The organism is Pseudomonas sp. TREG-RG-20F-10-E-6-01 (genome assembly GCF_022662455.1).
In the GTDB taxonomy this organism is placed as follows: domain Bacteria; phylum Pseudomonadota; class Gammaproteobacteria; order Pseudomonadales; family Pseudomonadaceae; genus Aquipseudomonas.
In genome coordinates this window covers 339,210-354,160 of record NZ_JAKNQP010000003.1, presented here as the reverse complement: position 1 = coordinate 354,160, position 14,951 = coordinate 339,210, and the positions used below count along the sequence as shown (strand labels likewise).

Annotated in this window: 13 protein-coding genes; 5 read left to right on the top strand and 8 right to left on the bottom strand. The window is 61.7% G+C overall.

What is annotated here, in order from left to right:
• Nucleotides 1-445: 445 nt before the first annotated feature.
• A complete protein-coding gene (locus L8K08_RS11940) occupies nucleotides 446-2,080 on the bottom strand; it encodes a methyl-accepting chemotaxis protein (protein WP_242197032.1) in 1,635 nt (544 codons plus the stop codon).
• Between the two features lie 229 nt (nucleotides 2,081-2,309).
• Between L8K08_RS11940 and L8K08_RS11935 the strand changes: the two genes are divergently transcribed.
• Complete coding sequence (locus L8K08_RS11935; protein WP_242197029.1) at nucleotides 2,310-3,140, top strand: undecaprenyl-diphosphate phosphatase; 831 nt, start codon at nucleotides 2,310-2,312, stop codon at nucleotides 3,138-3,140.
• Nucleotides 3,137-3,520, top strand: a complete 384-nt coding sequence (locus tag L8K08_RS11930; RefSeq protein WP_145160426.1) for a DUF1294 domain-containing protein — start codon at nucleotides 3,137-3,139, stop codon at nucleotides 3,518-3,520. Before L8K08_RS11935 ends, L8K08_RS11930 begins: the two co-directional genes overlap by 4 nt.
• On the opposite strand, the gene L8K08_RS11925 is transcribed toward L8K08_RS11930, so the two are convergent.
• From L8K08_RS11925 to L8K08_RS11915, 3 genes are all read right to left on the bottom strand, one after another.
• A complete protein-coding gene (locus tag L8K08_RS11925) occupies nucleotides 3,509-3,865 on the bottom strand; it encodes an MmcQ/YjbR family DNA-binding protein (RefSeq protein ID WP_242197027.1) in 357 nt (118 codons plus the stop codon). The genes L8K08_RS11930 and L8K08_RS11925 overlap by 12 nt on opposite strands.
• A complete protein-coding gene (locus L8K08_RS11920) occupies nucleotides 3,862-4,770 on the bottom strand; it encodes a LysR substrate-binding domain-containing protein (protein WP_145160430.1) in 909 nt (302 codons plus the stop codon). The genes L8K08_RS11925 and L8K08_RS11920 overlap by 4 nt, the downstream gene beginning before the upstream one ends.
• A 112-nt stretch (nucleotides 4,771-4,882) precedes the next feature.
• Complete coding sequence (locus L8K08_RS11915; RefSeq protein WP_145160432.1) at nucleotides 4,883-6,262, bottom strand: NAD-dependent succinate-semialdehyde dehydrogenase; 1,380 nt, start codon at nucleotides 6,260-6,262, stop codon at nucleotides 4,883-4,885.
• A gap of 158 nt (nucleotides 6,263-6,420) precedes the next feature.
• Between L8K08_RS11915 and L8K08_RS11910 the strand changes: the two genes are divergently transcribed.
• Complete coding sequence (locus L8K08_RS11910) at nucleotides 6,421-7,347, top strand: AraC family transcriptional regulator (RefSeq protein WP_242197025.1); 927 nt, start codon at nucleotides 6,421-6,423, stop codon at nucleotides 7,345-7,347.
• On the opposite strand, the gene L8K08_RS11905 is transcribed toward L8K08_RS11910, so the two are convergent.
• Nucleotides 7,313-8,503 (bottom strand): MFS transporter, encoded by a 1,191-nt coding sequence (locus L8K08_RS11905; protein WP_242197022.1) that lies wholly within the window; start codon nucleotides 8,501-8,503, stop codon nucleotides 7,313-7,315. The genes L8K08_RS11910 and L8K08_RS11905 overlap by 35 nt on opposite strands.
• 233 nt (nucleotides 8,504-8,736) lie before the next feature.
• Here L8K08_RS11905 and L8K08_RS11900 point away from each other — a divergent pair, with 233 nt between their 5' ends.
• On the top strand, nucleotides 8,737-9,348 hold the full coding sequence (locus tag L8K08_RS11900) for an FMN-dependent NADH-azoreductase (protein WP_242197020.1): 612 nt from the start codon (nucleotides 8,737-8,739) through the stop codon (nucleotides 9,346-9,348).
• A gap of 241 nt (nucleotides 9,349-9,589) precedes the next feature.
• Nucleotides 9,590-10,627 (top strand): dienelactone hydrolase, encoded by a 1,038-nt coding sequence (locus L8K08_RS11895; protein WP_242197017.1) that lies wholly within the window; start codon nucleotides 9,590-9,592, stop codon nucleotides 10,625-10,627.
• Here L8K08_RS11895 and L8K08_RS11890 read toward each other — a convergent pair.
• The 3 genes from L8K08_RS11890 to L8K08_RS11880 form a co-directional block, all read right to left on the bottom strand.
• Nucleotides 10,621-11,796 (bottom strand): MFS transporter, encoded by a 1,176-nt coding sequence (locus L8K08_RS11890; RefSeq protein WP_242197014.1) that lies wholly within the window; start codon nucleotides 11,794-11,796, stop codon nucleotides 10,621-10,623. The genes L8K08_RS11895 and L8K08_RS11890 overlap by 7 nt on opposite strands.
• A 165-nt stretch (nucleotides 11,797-11,961) precedes the next feature.
• Nucleotides 11,962-13,548 (bottom strand): ABC-F family ATPase, encoded by a 1,587-nt coding sequence (locus L8K08_RS11885; RefSeq protein ID WP_106577981.1) that lies wholly within the window; start codon nucleotides 13,546-13,548, stop codon nucleotides 11,962-11,964.
• A gap of 142 nt (nucleotides 13,549-13,690) precedes the next feature.
• The gene (locus tag L8K08_RS11880) at nucleotides 13,691-14,929 is read right to left on the bottom strand and encodes an MFS transporter (RefSeq protein ID WP_242197904.1); all 1,239 of its coding nucleotides are present in this window, start codon (nucleotides 14,927-14,929) and stop codon (nucleotides 13,691-13,693) included.
• Between the last annotated feature and the right edge of the window lie 22 nt (nucleotides 14,930-14,951).

The following is a 14,951-nucleotide window of genomic DNA, read 5'->3' as shown; positions in this document are numbered from 1 at the left end:
GCCTGCGATGCAGACACCTCGGTCCAGCAGGTACACCGGGTTGATGCCATCGCAGGCAAGCCAGCTCCCACATTTGAATGGGTTCAGCTTCAAGGATCAGGTCGGCTGTCAGGCCGCCTCGGCTTTGCTTTTGCTTCTACCACTCAGGTCGGCTACTAGGCCGCCGTGCTTTTGATCTTGATCTTAGGCGCCCCGTTAAACCACGCTGGCCGAATGCAGGTAGTACGGAGCGGGTAAACCGGCAGGACGCCCCGTCGCGGCGGCCCGCGGAGTAATGCCTGCGTGAGGGCACACCGAGCCTAGGCGAGGTGCCGAGTGGTGGGGCAAGAGCGTTTTGGTTACTTTTGCGCTTTTCAAAAGTGACCCGCCGTAAGGGCGGAACCAAAAGCCGCCATCACCCAAACAACGGATATGTACACCCCGCTCTAACCCCCCCCAAAAAAAGCTAAACCTTGAACTGCCGCAGCAACCCGTCCAACTGCTCACTCAACCCACGCAAATGCGCACTCGCCACGCTGGATTGCTCCGCCGCCAGCGCAGTGCTGTGCGACAACCCGGCCGCCTGCGTGACGTTCTGATTGATATCCTCCACCACATGCGCCTGTTGCAAGGTCGCGCTGGCAATCGAGGCATTCAGCCCGTTTAGGTTACGCAACGCCTGGCCAATGGCGGTAAGACTGGCACCGGCCTGCCCAGCCTGTTCAATCGTCAGCTGCGAAGCGCTATGGCTGTCACTGATCACCTTGACCGCCGCTTCCGAGTGACCCTGCAGACGCTCAATCATCACTTGGATTTCAGCAGTGGATTTTTGCGTACGCTGAGCCAGCAAGCGCACTTCATCGGCGACCACCGCAAACCCACGGCCCTGTTCCCCGGCACGCGCGGCCTCAATGGCCGCGTTAAGTGCCAGCAGGTTGGTCTGGTCAGCGATGGAGCGGATCACTTCCAGCACACCACCAATCTGCGTGCTCTCGCTGGACAAGGTGCGAATCACCTCCACGGCCTGGCTGATGGTGCTGCAGAGCTGGTCGATCTGCTGCAAACTACCGTCGATATTCACCTGGCCCTGCTGCGCCTGGGCCTGGGCATCGCGCATCTCACTGGCCGCATGTTCGGCGTTTTTCGCCACGTCCTGCACGCCATAAGTCACTTCATTGATCGCCGTCGCCACCAATTCCATCTGCTGCGACTGCTGCTGGCTGCGGTCATGCGCCTGGCTGGCGTTGTTGCCCAAGTCCGTGGACGACTGGCCCAACGCGTTGGCGCACACCTGCAACTGGCCGACCACCTGGCGCAGTTTGGCGGTAAAGCTGTTGAAGTGCAGTGACAGCTGGGTGACTTCGTCGCGCCCGTGGGTGTCGAGGCTGCGCGTCAGGTCGCTTTCGCCACTGGCGATATTGGCCATGGCGTTTACCGCCGCCTGCAACGGCGTCACGATGCTGCGCGCAATCAAAGTGACCAACACGGCCATCAGCAGGGCGATGCCCAGGCCAATCAGCGAGGCCTTCCACACCTGGCCTGTGAACTCGGCCTGCACATCATCCACGTACACGCCGGAGCCGATAATCCAGCCCCAGGGTTCGAACAGCTGGATGTACGAGGTTTTTTCCACGGGCGCTTCGGCGCCGGGTTTGGGCCAGCGATAGTTGACGATGCCGGCGCCCTTGGCCTTGGCCAGGATCACGAATTCGTTGAACACCGCAAAGCCGTCCGGATCACGGAACGCCGACAGGTTCTGGCCATCCAGCTTGGGGTTGGCCGCGTGCATGATCATCACGGGCGTCAGGTCGTTGATCCAGAAATAATCGTCGTGGTCGTAGCGCAGGCCACGCACCGCGCTCAGGGCCTGCTGCTGCGCGGCTTCACGGCTGAGCACGCCGGTTTTCTCAAGGTTCTGGTAATAGGCCAGCACCCCGCTGGCGGTCTGCACCACGTGCTGGGTCTGCTGGCGTTTGGCCTGATAAAGGTCGCCGTGGATCTGCTTGAGCATCAACAGCCCCAACGTCAGCAGCATCAACACGGCGACTATCAGGATCAGCCAGAGGCGGCGGCTGATCGACATGCTGCGCAAACTGTTCATCGTCCTGTCACTCCATGCTTTTTATAATTGTGGGCGCCGCATCGACATTTCCGGCTTGTCTGATAGGCTTTCGGCCTGTAATTGAAAAACCTGAGTACTCCCTGATTTTTCACGAAATTTTTGCAGGCCGATGTTGAAAATCAGCAGCGGAACTTGAGTGCGCTTGTCGTCAGTGAACTATTAAAAAGACAGTCAAGGCATGCCGACAGGCATGACCTTTGGGGGATACATGGATTTTTGGACCGCCATACAGGCAGTGATTCTTGGCGTGGTGGAGGGGCTGACAGAGTTCCTGCCCATATCCAGCACCGGGCACCAGATCATCGTCGCCGACTTGATCGGCTTCGGCGGCGAACGCTTTGATGCGTTCAACATCATTATTCAATTGGGCGCGATCCTGGCGGTGGTCTGGGAGTTTCGGCGCAAGATCCTCGACGTGGTCATCGGCTTGCCGACCCAGCCCAGTGCCCGGCGTTTCACGGCTAACCTGATCATCGCGGTGGTGCCGGCCATCGTGCTGGGGGTGATTTTTGCCGACCTGATCAAGCATTACCTGTTCAACCCGATCACCGTGGCCACCGCCCTGGTCGTGGGTGGCGTGATCATGTTGTGGGCTGAGCGCCGCGACCATGCGGTGCATGCCGACACCGTGGACCAGATCACCTGGAAAGACGCGCTCAAGGTCGGCCTGGCGCAGTGCCTGGCGATGATTCCGGGCACCTCACGCTCTGGCGCTACCATCATTGGCGGCCTGTTGTTCGGCCTGTCACGCAAGACCGCGACCGAGTTTTCGTTTTTCCTGGCGATGCCAACCATGGTCGGCGCGGCCCTGTATTCGGGCTACAAGTACCGTCACTTGTTCCAGCCCGATGACCTGCCGGTGTTTGCCATCGGGTTCGTCACCTCGTTCATCTTTGCGATGATCGCGGTCAAGGCCTTGCTCAAGTTCATCGCCAGCCACAGCTATGCGGCGTTTGCCTGGTATCGCATCGCGTTCGGCGTGCTGATTCTGGCGACCTGGCAGTTCGGCTGGATCGACTGGTCGGCGGTCAAACCATGAACATTCAGCATCCGCGCCTCAAGGCGCTGCTCTTTGTGCTGCTGTGCGCCGCGCCGCTGCTGGGGGCGGCGCTGGTGTGGCATCGCGGTGAGACCGTGATTCCGCTGGCCGCCTATGGTGTGGTCAGCGTGGTAGCGTTTTTTCTCTACTGGGGTGACAAGCGCAAGGCTCAGACAGCAGGCCCGCGCGTTCGCGAAAACATCCTGCACGCCGTGGAACTGGCCGGCGGATGGCCCGGGGCGTTGATCGCCCAGCAGGTGTTCCGGCACAAGACGCGCAAAGTGTCGTACCAGGTGCTGTTCTGGGTCATCGTGTTGCTGCACGAGGTGTTCTGGCTCGACCAGTTATTCCTGGGCGGCACGCTGCTTTCAATCTTCTAGCAACAGCCCGATCTGCGTGCGCTTGGGCAGTTTGCTCACCACCAACTGGTGAGAACGCTGCAACAGGCCACGCAGTTCCTCGGCGCCCAGCGGGTAGGGCGTGTTCATGATGATCCACTGGGCCCGCGCCAGATAAGGCGCCGGGTGGATGCCGGGGCGGTCGACGTGGCCGAGGAACAGGTCCTTGTCGACCTTGAACGCCAGCGATTCGCCCCGCAGGTTCTGCAGGGCGAACATCTTGTTGCCAGCAATCGAGAACACCCGCACGCCGCCCCATTTGTAGTCTTCCCGCGCGCCGGGCAGGCTCAGGCAGAAGGCGGCGACGTGTGCTTCTGTCATTTTCATAGCAAGCGGTCTCCGCAGTCCTTGAAGGCTTCTTCCAGGTAGTCGATCCAGGCACGAATGGCCGGCAGCACGCCACGGCGATGCGGGTACACCGCCTGCAACCAGCCGCCCGGTGACGACCAATGCGGCAGCAGCTGCACCAATTGGCCGCTGGCCAATTCCTCTTCGCAGTACATCATCGGCAGGACGGTGAAGCCCAGGCCCTTAAGGGCACAGGCCTTGCGCACGATGAAGTCGTCGATGCCCAGGCGGGCTTCCAGCGCGAGGTCCTGGGCGTTGCCTTGCGGGTCGATCAGGCGCAGGTGGACCAGGCGGTCGGCCTCGAGGGCGCCGAGTACCGGCAGTTGCTTGAGGTCTTCGAGGCTGTCGATGTGCCGACCCTGGATAAATTCAGGGCTGGCCACCAGCAGGGTCTGGGCCTGGCGCAGGCGCTTGGTCACCAGCAGCGGGTCTTCATCGCCCGACTCGCGCACGCGCAGGGCCACGTCGATGCCCTCAGCCACCAGGTCGACACGGCGGTTCACCAGCGTCATCTCCAGCTGTACCAGCGGGTGGGCGGCGAGAAAACCGGCAACCATGCCCGGCATCATGTGCTGGGCCATGCCCACCGGGCAGCTTACCCGTAGGCGCCCGCGCGGTTCGCTGGACATACTGGCCACGGCCTCGTCGGCCATTTCCGCTTCCAGCAGCATGGCCTGGCAATGGCGCAAATAACGCTCGCCGACCGCAGTGAGGGTCAATTGGCGGGTGGTGCGCTGCAACAGGCGCGCGCCGAGGCGTTCTTCCAGCTCGGCAATACGCCGTGACAGCCGTGACTTGGGAATCCCCAGTAGCCGGCCGGCCGCCGCAAAGCCGCCGGCCTCGACGACTTTGGCGAAATAGTAGAGGTCGTTGAGGTCTTGCATGGTCAACCTATAGTCCTGTCAGTGGGACGAACTATCCGCGTCTGGCGAGGGCAAATCCACTACAAAAAAAGCGAGCGCCGTGTGGCTGCTCGCGTTGGACCTGATTAAGCGCTTAGAACTGCGCGCCCGCCATCAGCACATACTTCACATGCACGTACTCTTCGATTCCGTAGTAGCTGCCCTCACGGCCATAGCCGGATTGCTTGATGCCGCCAAAGGGAACCGACGCGGTGCCGACCGAACCCGAATTGAGGATGACCATTCCCGCCTCCAGCTGGCGCGACAGCCGCAACGAACGCCCCAGCGCGCTGGTGTAGGCATACGCCACCAGGCCAAACTCGGTCTGGTTGGCGCGCGCGATGACTTCCTCTTCATCCTTGAATGAGTAGATGGCGAACACCGGCCCGAAAATTTCCTGGGTGGCCAGCGGTGAGTCGTCGCGCAAACCGGTCACCACGGTGGGTTCGTAGAACAACCCGCCCCTGGCGTGGGGCTTGCCGCCCATCAGCACGTTGGCGCCGGCAGCTTTGGCGTCTTCCACCAGGCGCACGACTTTGTCAAAACCCAGTTGATTGACCAGCGGCCCGACCACAAAGTCTTCGCGCAGGCCTTGATCGACATCGATTTTGGCAACGGCCGCCTGCACCCGTTGGACGAAGTCCTCGAAGATGCTGTGCTGCACAAAAATCCGGTTTGGCGAGATACACACCTGGCCGCTGTTGCGCAGTTTGGCGCTGACCAGGCCCTTGACGGCCTCATCCAGGTTGGCGTCCTGGAACACGATAAACGGCGCGTTGCCGCCCAGTTCCAGGGTCATTTTCTTGAGGGTGGCCGCGCATTGCGCCGCAAGCAATTTGCCGACAGCGGTGGAGCCGGTAAAGGTGATTTTGCGAATGCGCGGGTCGGCGGTGAAGATCAGGCCGATCTCCTTGGGATCGCCGACCACCACTTCCAGCACGCCGGGTTCGATACCGGCCTTGCGCGCGTATTCCAGCAGCTTGAAGGCGGTGAGCGGCGTGTCTTCGGCAGGCTTGATGACCATGGTGCAACCCGCCGCCAAGGCTGTGGCGACCTTGCGCGTGATCATCATGAACGGGAAGTTCCACGGGGTGATCGCCGCAACAGGGCCGACGGCTTCCTTGGTCACCACCACGTTGGCGTTGCGGTCGTGGGTGGGCAGGGTGTCGCCATACACGCGCTTGGCTTCTTCGGCGTACCACTCGATAAAACCCAGGCCGTAATCGATTTCGCCACGGGCTTCGGTGAGGCACTTGCCGTTTTCGCGGCACAGCAGTTCGGCGAAGGCTTCCTTGTCGGCCTTAACGGCGTCGTGCCAGCGGCGCAGGATCTCGCTGCGCTCCTTGGCGAGCTTGGAAGACCATTCAGGGAAAGCCGCGCAGGTGCGCTCGACCGCCGCTTTGACCTCAGCCGAGGTGTTCTTGGCAACGCGGCCGATTTCTTCACCGGTGGCGGGGTTGTAGACGATTAGCATGAGGGACTCTCCGAGGGCTGAACGTGTTGTTTCAGGCTACGGAAACGGGCGGTTTGAGCGAATATCCAAACCAATCTGCTGATTGCCTATTCCTATGAGTGCATAGCCACGGCGACGATTGCACAGTAACGTGCGGTTTTCGCCAGGAGCCTTGCACCATGGGCCGCACCCAACGAATCATCGAACTGATGGGCACCCTGGCGCCTGTCGAAGGCTATAACCTGACCGCGTTGGATGACGTGCGCTTTTTGCGTTCCAACCGGCCTTTGCATCGGGTTCCGGTGCTCTACGATCCCGGCATTGTGATTGTCTGCCAGGGGTGCAAGCGCGGCTTTCTGGGGGAAGACATTTACCTGTATGACGCGCAGCATTACCTGGTGGTCTCGGTGCCTGTGCCGTTCACCATGGAAACCGAGGCCAGTGAAGAAGAGCCCATGCTGGCGGTGTACCTGCGGCTGGATTTTACCCTTGCCGCCGAATGGATGGTGGCGCTGGATGACTTCCCTGACCTGGTTGAGGCCAAGCCTCGCGGCATGTATTCATCGCCCATGGATGAGCCGCTCAGCGAGTCGTTGCTGCGTTTTCTCGAAGTGATGCGTGTGCCGATGGACGCGCAGCTCCTCGGCCCGTCGCTGGTGCGCGAAATTTACTACCGCATCCTCACGGGCGCGCAGGGCGGCTCGATGCGCGCCGCGCTCAACCAGCAGGGCCAGTTCGGCAAGGTCGCGCGGGCGATCCGCAAGATTCACGGCTGCTACCACCAGCACCTGGACGTAGAGACCCTGGCGGCGGAAGCCAGGATGAGTGTGCCGAGTTTTCACGCGCACTTTCGCACGGTCACGGACACCTCACCGATGCAATACCTCAAGTCCACGCGCCTGCACCAGGCGCGCTTATTGATGTTGCGCAACGACATCACCGCCGCCACGGCGTGTGCCAGGGTCGGCTATGAAAGCGCGTCGCAGTTCAGCCGTGAGTTCAAACGCTTTTTCGGGCGCACGCCGCAGGCAGAGATCCAGTGGATGAAGCGCACCTATGCATTGCCGGCGCCTACGTCGGCGTCGATTTATGTGTCGTCCCACTGAACAGGGTCATCAGCAAGGCCAGCCCGGCAAAGGCCGCGCCGGTGAGGGCCTGTCCCTGCCAGCCGTAGTGCTGCGAGGCGAAAGCGCCCGCCGCCGAGCCCAGGGCGCCGCCGATAAAGTAAACCACCATGAACACGGTGTTCAGGCGGCTGGTGGCTGAGGGTTCCAGCGCCAATACGCGGGTCTGGTTGGCCAGTTGGTTGGTCCGGTTACCCAGGTCAAGGAAGGTTGCCGCGATCAGGATCGGCCACCACCAGCCGCTCAGCCCAAGGCTGTAGATCAGGATAAACGCCACCAGCACCGTGGTGATGCCGGCGCGTTCGAGCAAGCGCCCATGGCGCCGGGTTTGCTGGCCAATGGTCGAGGCGCAGAGGATGCCGACGATGGCCGACAGCCCCACAAGGCCTGCCTGGGCACTCGAAAAGCCATACGGCGGCAAGGCCAGCAAGGCGGCCATCGAGCCCCAGAACACATTCAATGCACCGAATACCAGAGCGCCCTTGAGCGCCGATTGGCGCAGGGTCGGGTATTGCCTGGCCAGGCCCCACAGGGATTTGAGCAAGGCGCCATACGCGAGTTTGCTGGTGGAGATCGACACCGGCATGCGCGTCAGGATTGCCATAAACAGCAGCACATCCAGCGCCGCGGCCACCGCAAACATGCCGCGCCAGCCCAGCCAGCCGCTGATCACGCCGCTGACGGTCCTGGCCAGCAAGCCACCGGCCGACAAGCCGCTGACCATAAGGCCCAGCACCGCGCCTTTCTGTTCGAGGGTACTGAGGTCGGAAGCGGCGGGAATGATCACCTGCGCGCTGATCCCCGACAGCCCCAGCAGCCCGCTCGCCACCAGCAGCCAGGTGTAAGACGGCGCCGTGGCCGAGGCCAGCAGGCTGATGAAGTTCAGGCACAGCACGACCAGGATCAGGGTGCGTCGGCTGATCCGGTCGCCCAGCGGTACGAACAGCAGCAGGCCGCAGGCATAGCCCAGTTGCGTGAGCATCGCGATCTGCCCGACGTGCGCGGTGGACACCGCAAAGGTATTGGCGATCAGCGGCAGCATGGCCTGGTTGTAGTAAATCGTGGCGACCGAAAACCCGCAGCAGATGGCGAGGATCAGGGTCAGGCTCTTGGTCAGGACGGGAGAGGGTGGGTGCATGGCGTGGCCGGTGGCTGTCGGATCTGCCGGCGAGAATGAAGCGAAGCGCGGGCGAAATCCAGTGCGTCAGCGCTTCAGGCAAGAACCTTGTTGGATTGAATGTTGGCGGTGAAAGGATTGTCCTGCTGGCAGGACGAACAATCGCATTTAAGCTGGCTAATCGTTTATTGGGTTCATGTGTAGGATCAACCTCATTCGATCGCCTAGCCGCGATCCTCACTTGGAGATCCCGCATGAAACTGTTGCATATCGATTCCAGCATCCTCGGCGACAACTCGGCTTCGCGTCATTTCAGCGCTGGTGTGGTCAAGGCCTGGCAAGCGGCTGAGCCGGGTGTGGAAGTGACTTACCGTGACCTGGCAAGCGAAGGCATCAGCCACTTTTCGGGCCTGACCCTGGGTGCCCTGGGCACCGCGGCTGAATTGCGCGACGCGGTACAACAGCACGAGGCTGAACTGAGCGCGTCGTCGCTGGCTGAATTCATCGCCGCCGACGCGGTGGTGATCGGTGCGCCGATGTACAACTTCTCGGTGCCCTCCCAGCTCAAGGCCTGGATCGACCGCATCGCCGTCGCCGGCCAGACCTTCCGTTACACCGAAGCCGGCCCTGAAGGCCTGTGCGGTGGCAAGAAGCTGATCATCGTCTCGACTGCGGGCGGTCTGCACGCCGGTCAGGCAAGCAACGTCGGCCACGAAGACTATTTGAAGCTGGTGTTTGGCTTCCTTGGCATCACCGACATCGAGTTCGTCCGCGCCCAAGGCCTGGCCTACGGTGAAGAAGTGCGCAGCAAAGCCCTGAGCGACGCCAACGCCATGATCAACGAACAATTGTTCGCCGCCGCGTAAGGCTTGTGTAAATTTCGCGTCTGCTCGGTTCCAATCTGAAGTCGGGCGCCTAAACTCTGTATTCTGATCGCCTCAAAACGACCGGAGTACGGAGTTTTTTCGTTTACCCGCTGTCACTACTTTGGCCCAGGTTATGCACGCATGGGTTTATCACCCGCCGTGAGCGCCTTGAACCATGGACTTTTCATATAGATCTGCCGCGGGTGTTGAACGTGGTCGCGCAGCAAAGGTGGACATCCCCATGATGCGTCTTTGTGCTGTTTTGGTTCTCTCCCTGCTCGGTGGCCTGATTTCAGTGCACGCCGCCCCAGCGCCGCACCCGCATTGGAGTGTGGGCTTCCATCGCATGACGTTTCTCGACCCGCTGGACCAGCAGCCGATGAAGGCCATCGCGTTTTATCCGTCGACCGACGATGAACACAGCACTGCGTTGGGCGCCTATCACGTCGCCGCCACCGAAGACTCCAAGGTCGCCATCGGCCGCTTCCCGATGCTGATGCTGTCCCACGGCAACACCGGTACGCCACTGGCCCTGCACGACCTGGCCACGTCTTTGGCGCGCAAGGGCTTTGTGGTGGTGGCCGTATTGCACCCCGGCGACAACTACAAGGATCACAGCCGCCTGGGCACCGTGAGCAACCTGTATGGCCGGCCGATTCAGATCTCCGAAGCGATCACCGCCACCCTCGGCGACCCGATGCTGTCGCCATTCGTCAACGTCGATCAGGTGGGCGTGATCGGTTACTCCGCTGGCGGCGAAACCGCGTTGATCCTGGCCGGCGCCAAGCCGGACTTCGACCGCCTGCGTCGTTATTGCCAGGAGCGCCCGGAAGACCGCGACGCGTGCACCACCAAAGGCGAACTGGTGGTGGATCGCGACGACTTGCAGCCACAGGCCGACCCGCGCATTCATGCCTTGATGCTGATGGCGCCGTTGAGCCTGATGTTTGGCCGCCATACCTTGGCGGATGTGCATGTGCCCGTGCTGCTCTACAGCGGCGACGGCGACAAACTGGTGGCCGTGGACAAGAACGCCGCTGCCCTGGCGCGCAAACTGCCGGAGCCGCCGGATTTCAAACTGTTGGCGGGCGCCGGGCATTTCGTGTTCATGGCGCCGTGTGACAGCGACCAATTGGTGGCCATGCCGGCGATCTGCACGGATGCCGATGGCGTCGACCGCGAAGGCATCCACCGCGACCTGATTTCAGAAGCGGGGCGCTTCTTCTCCCACACGCTGGGCCAAGCGACCCGCGCCGGTATGCAGACCGCCGATCAGTAAGCGCGGCGCTTGAGCAACACGGTCAGCCCCAGCGCCGTGACGGATAACAGCGCGGCGCAAAAGAAGATCCAGCCGTAGCCGAGGTTCAGGGCCACGGCGCCCATCAATGGCCCGGCAATCGCCAGGGCCAGATCAAAAAACACCGCATACGCACTCAAACCGGCGCCACGGCTGCTGTTGGGCACCTGCTTGATGGCTTCGACGCCCAACGCCGGGTACACCAGCGACAAGCCAAAACCCGTGAGCCCGGCACCGATCAGCGCAACCCCGGTTGAGGGCGCCAGCCACAGCAGCGTCAGGCCCAGGGTTTCGATGGTCATGCAGGCAATCGCCGCACTGAACCCGCCAAAACGGCTGATGGCGGAGATAAACACCAGGCGCGACAGGATAAAACACACGCCAAATACCGTCAGGCAATACGCTGCCCCGGCCCAGCCGCGATTGAGGTAATACAGGGTAATAAAGGTGGTCAGCGTGCCGTAGCCAATCGACGCAAGGCACAGGCTGGTGCCAAATGGCGCAATGCGCCCGAACACCGCCCAAAAGGGCAGTCGTTCGCCGCGTACCACGGGCACCGAAGGCTTATTGCGGATCAGCACCAGACCCACCGCCGCCAGCACCGTCAAAGCGATGCCAAGGCTGGTGTAGCCATAATCCGCCACCATCACCACCCCCAGCGGCGCGCCAATCGCAATGGCGCCGTAGGAGGCAATGCCATTCCACGAAATCGAGCGCGCCGTGTGTTCAACGCCCACCGCGCCCATGCACCAACTGATGGTGCCCACGCCTATCAGCCCTTGAGCCACGCCAAGCAACAACCGGCCGACGATCAGGATGCCCAGGCTCAGCGCGGGCAGGCTCTCGACCAGCGTCGCAAAAAACGTCAGCACACCGCTGACCAGAATACCGGCCAGGCCCAGCACAATCGCCCGCTTGGTGCCGACATTGTCGGACATGTGCCCAGCCATCGGCCGGCTGAGCAGGGTGGCCAGGTACTGCGAACCGATGGTGACCCCGGCCACCACCGCGCTAAAACCCAGGTTTTCATGCACATAACCCGGGATCACCGCGATCGGCAGGCCGATGCAGATAAAGGCGATGAAGGTGTAGAAGACGATGGAGACGATCTGCAGGGTGATCGACAGTGAACTGGGGGCGGTGGCAGGCATGGTCACTCGTTCGCGGGCGGGCGGTGACGGCATGATGGCAAGGGCTTGGCGGAAAAGGAAGCAGGCTAACTAGTTTGTTTGATGGCTGGGTTTATTATGGTGAGCGGGCTGCTCGCCACAACAAGCCAGCTCACAGGGCAAGCCAGCTCACTACAGTGGCGTTACTTAGAACACCACGCCTTGGCTGCGCAGGTAGTCGTCGTAGGTGCCGCTGAAGTCGATCACGCCGTTGGCGCTCAACTCGATGATGCGGGTGGCCAGGGACGATACGAACTCACGGTCGTGGCTGACGAAGATCAGCGTGCCCGGGTAGTTTTCCAGCGCCAGGTTCAGCGCTTCGATGGATTCCATGTCCAAGTGGTTGGTCGGTTCGTCCATGATCAGCACGTTCGGCTTTTGCAGAATCAGCTTGCCGAACAACATGCGGCCTTGCTCACCACCGGAAATCACCTTGACCGACTTGAGGATCTCGTCGTTGGAGAACAGCATGCGGCCCAAGGTGCCGCGAATCATTTGCTCGCCCTGCGTCCACTGGCCCATCCAGTCGAACAGGGTGACGTCGTCTTCGAAGTCGTGCGCGTGATCCTGAGCGTAGTAGCCCAGCTCGGCGGCGTCGGTCCACTTGATGCTGCCGGCGTCCGGGGTCAATTCATTGACCAGGGTGCGCAGCAGGGTGGTCTTGCCGATACCGTTCGGGCCGATGATCGCAACACGCTCGCCCGCTTCAACCTGGAAGCTGAAGTCTTTGAACAGCGGCTTGCCGTCGAAACCCTTGGCCATTTTTTCGACCATTACCGCCTGGCGGTGCAGCTTCTTGTTCTGATCGAAACGGATGAACGGGCTCACGCGGCTCGAAGGCTTGACCTCGGCCAGCTGGATCTTGTCGATCGCCTTGGCACGGGAAGTGGCCTGCTTGGCTTTCGAGGCGTTGGCCGAGAAGCGGCTGACGAACGATTGCAGCTCGGAAATCTGGGCTTTCTTCTTGGCGTTGTCCGACAGCAGTTGCTCGCGGGACTGGGTCGCCACGGTCATGTACTCGTCGTAGTTGCCCGGGAACAGGCGCAGCTCGCCGTAGTCCAGGTCAGCCATGTGGGTGCACACGCTGTTCAGGAAGTGACGGTCGTGAGAGATGATGATCATCAGGCTGGAGCGCTGGGTCAGGATGTTTTCCAGCCAGCGGATGGTGTTGATGTCCAAGTGGTTGGTCGGTTCGTCGAGCAACAGCACTTCAGGGTCGGAGAACAGCGCCTGGGCCAGCAATACGCGCAGTTTCCAGCCTGGGGACACTTCGCTCATCGGGCCGAAGTGTTGCTCCAGCGGAATACCCAGGCCCAGCAGCAGCTCGCCGGCGCGGGATTCGGCGGTGTAGCCGTCCATTTCGGCGAATTCGGTTTCCAGTTCGGCCACGGCCATGCCGTCGTCTTCGCTCATTTCCGGCAGCGAGTAGATGCGGTCGCGCTCAGCCTTGACCTTCCACAGCTCTTCGTGACCCATGATCACGGTGTCGAGCACGGTGAATTCTTCGTAGGCGAACTGGTCCTGGCGCAGTTTACCCAGGCGTACGTTCGGCTCGAGCATGACCTGGCCGCCGGACGGATCCAGGTCGCCGCCAAGGATTTTCATGAAGGTCGACTTGCCGCAACCGTTGGCACCGATCAAACCATAACGGTTGCCGGCGCCGAATTTGACCGAGACATTCTCGAAGAGCGGCTTGGCGCCGAACTGCATGGTGATGTTAGCTGTGGAGATCAATTACTTTACCTATCAATGGGTTGCGAGCGTGGCGGCAGGAGCCTTCAGGCATGCGTCAACAGCGACATCAAGGCGCGAAACCCGGTCGCTGAGCAGAAAATTTTGGATGTGTGTTGGAATTTGGCGCGCATTGTCGCATATGTCAGGCGACAGTTGTAATGCGCGCGAGCGATGGTTTCGTCAATGTCTCCGGCATTGCCAGCCATAACAAAGCCAGGGCGGCGGCGGCAACGCCCGCCAGCGTCAGGAAGGCCGCGTTGTAGCCGGCCTGTTGCACCACGAAACCGGCCAGGCTGCTGCTCAGTGCCGCGCCCAGGCCAAACACCGTGGACAGCGCGCCGAGGCTGACGTTGAAACGACCCGTGCCTTGGGTCAGGTCCTTGACGATCACCGGGAACAGCGCGCCGAAAATCCCTGCGCCGATGCCATCGAGCATCTGCACGCCCACCAGCCAATACGGGTCGCTGGACAGCGTATACAGCACGCCACGCAGCGGCAAAATCAGGAAACCGGCCAGCAACAACGGTTTACGCCCCCACACGTCAGCTTTAATCCCCACCAGCCAGGCCATCGGCACCATGACCAGCTGCGCGGCGACGATGCAGGCCGAGGTCAGCGGCGTGGCCATTTGCAGGTTGATCTGCGAGAGCTTCTGGCTGACCAGCGGCAGCATCGCGGCGTTCGCCAGGTGAAACAGCGCGCAGCAGATGGCGAACAGCAGCAGCGGGCGATTGCTCAGCAGCACCTTCACGCCGGAGGGTTGCTCATGATCGCTGCTGTGCGCGGGATCAAAGCCCCGGGCGACTTCGTGGTCAATCGCCGACGCCGAGACACAACTGACCGCCACGACACTGGCCACTGCCATAAAGGCCATCAGGTAAAACACCACCACCGGGCCGAACCAATAAGCCAGGCCACCCGCCAGCAGGGCCGCCACGGCATTGCCGGCGTGGTTGAAGGTTTCATTGCGCCCGGTGCGGCGGGTAAAGGCGCGCGGCCCGGTAATCCCTAAGGAAATTGCCGAAATCGCCGGCGCGAATACGGAGGCGGCTACGGCACTGGCCGCCTGAGTCAATGCCACCCAGCTGAACGCGCTGACAAACGGCAGCAGCAGGCAACTGACGGTGACAAGGATGGCGGCCACTGCGATCACTGCGCGCTTGCTGCGCGTGCGGTCGATCAGTGCGCCCGCCGGGCCCTGAGTGATCAAGGCCGCGATACCCGCCAGGGTCATGACCACGCCGATGCTGGCGGGCTCCCATTTGTGCACTGCCAGCAAGTAAATCGCCAGGTAGGGCCCGAGCCCGTCACGTACATCGGCCAGAAAGAAATTCAGGCCGTCCAGGGACAGGGTATTACGCAGGTCGGAGTGATTGGCCACGGCGCTGTCTTCGCTAAGGGTG

Coding starts and splice junctions, on each gene's coding strand:
- L8K08_RS11910 (WP_242197025.1), top strand. CDS start 6,421: ATGGGCCGCACCCAACGAATCATCGAACTGATGGGCACCCTGGCGCCT.
- L8K08_RS11935 (WP_242197029.1), top strand. CDS start 2,310: ATGGATTTTTGGACCGCCATACAGGCAGTGATTCTTGGCGTGGTGGAG.
- L8K08_RS11920 (WP_145160430.1), bottom strand. CDS start 4,770: ATGCAAGACCTCAACGACCTCTACTATTTCGCCAAAGTCGTCGAGGCC.
- L8K08_RS11900 (WP_242197020.1), top strand. CDS start 8,737: ATGAAACTGTTGCATATCGATTCCAGCATCCTCGGCGACAACTCGGCT.
- L8K08_RS11915 (WP_145160432.1), bottom strand. CDS start 6,262: ATGCTAATCGTCTACAACCCCGCCACCGGTGAAGAAATCGGCCGCGTT.
- L8K08_RS11930 (WP_145160426.1), top strand. CDS start 3,137: ATGAACATTCAGCATCCGCGCCTCAAGGCGCTGCTCTTTGTGCTGCTG.
- L8K08_RS11925 (WP_242197027.1), bottom strand. CDS start 3,865: ATGAAAATGACAGAAGCACACGTCGCCGCCTTCTGCCTGAGCCTGCCC.
- L8K08_RS11940 (WP_242197032.1), bottom strand. CDS start 2,080: ATGAACAGTTTGCGCAGCATGTCGATCAGCCGCCGCCTCTGGCTGATC.
- L8K08_RS11895 (WP_242197017.1), top strand. CDS start 9,590: ATGATGCGTCTTTGTGCTGTTTTGGTTCTCTCCCTGCTCGGTGGCCTG.
- L8K08_RS11905 (WP_242197022.1), bottom strand. CDS start 8,503: ATGCACCCACCCTCTCCCGTCCTGACCAAGAGCCTGACCCTGATCCTC.
- L8K08_RS11890 (WP_242197014.1), bottom strand. CDS start 11,796: ATGCCTGCCACCGCCCCCAGTTCACTGTCGATCACCCTGCAGATCGTC.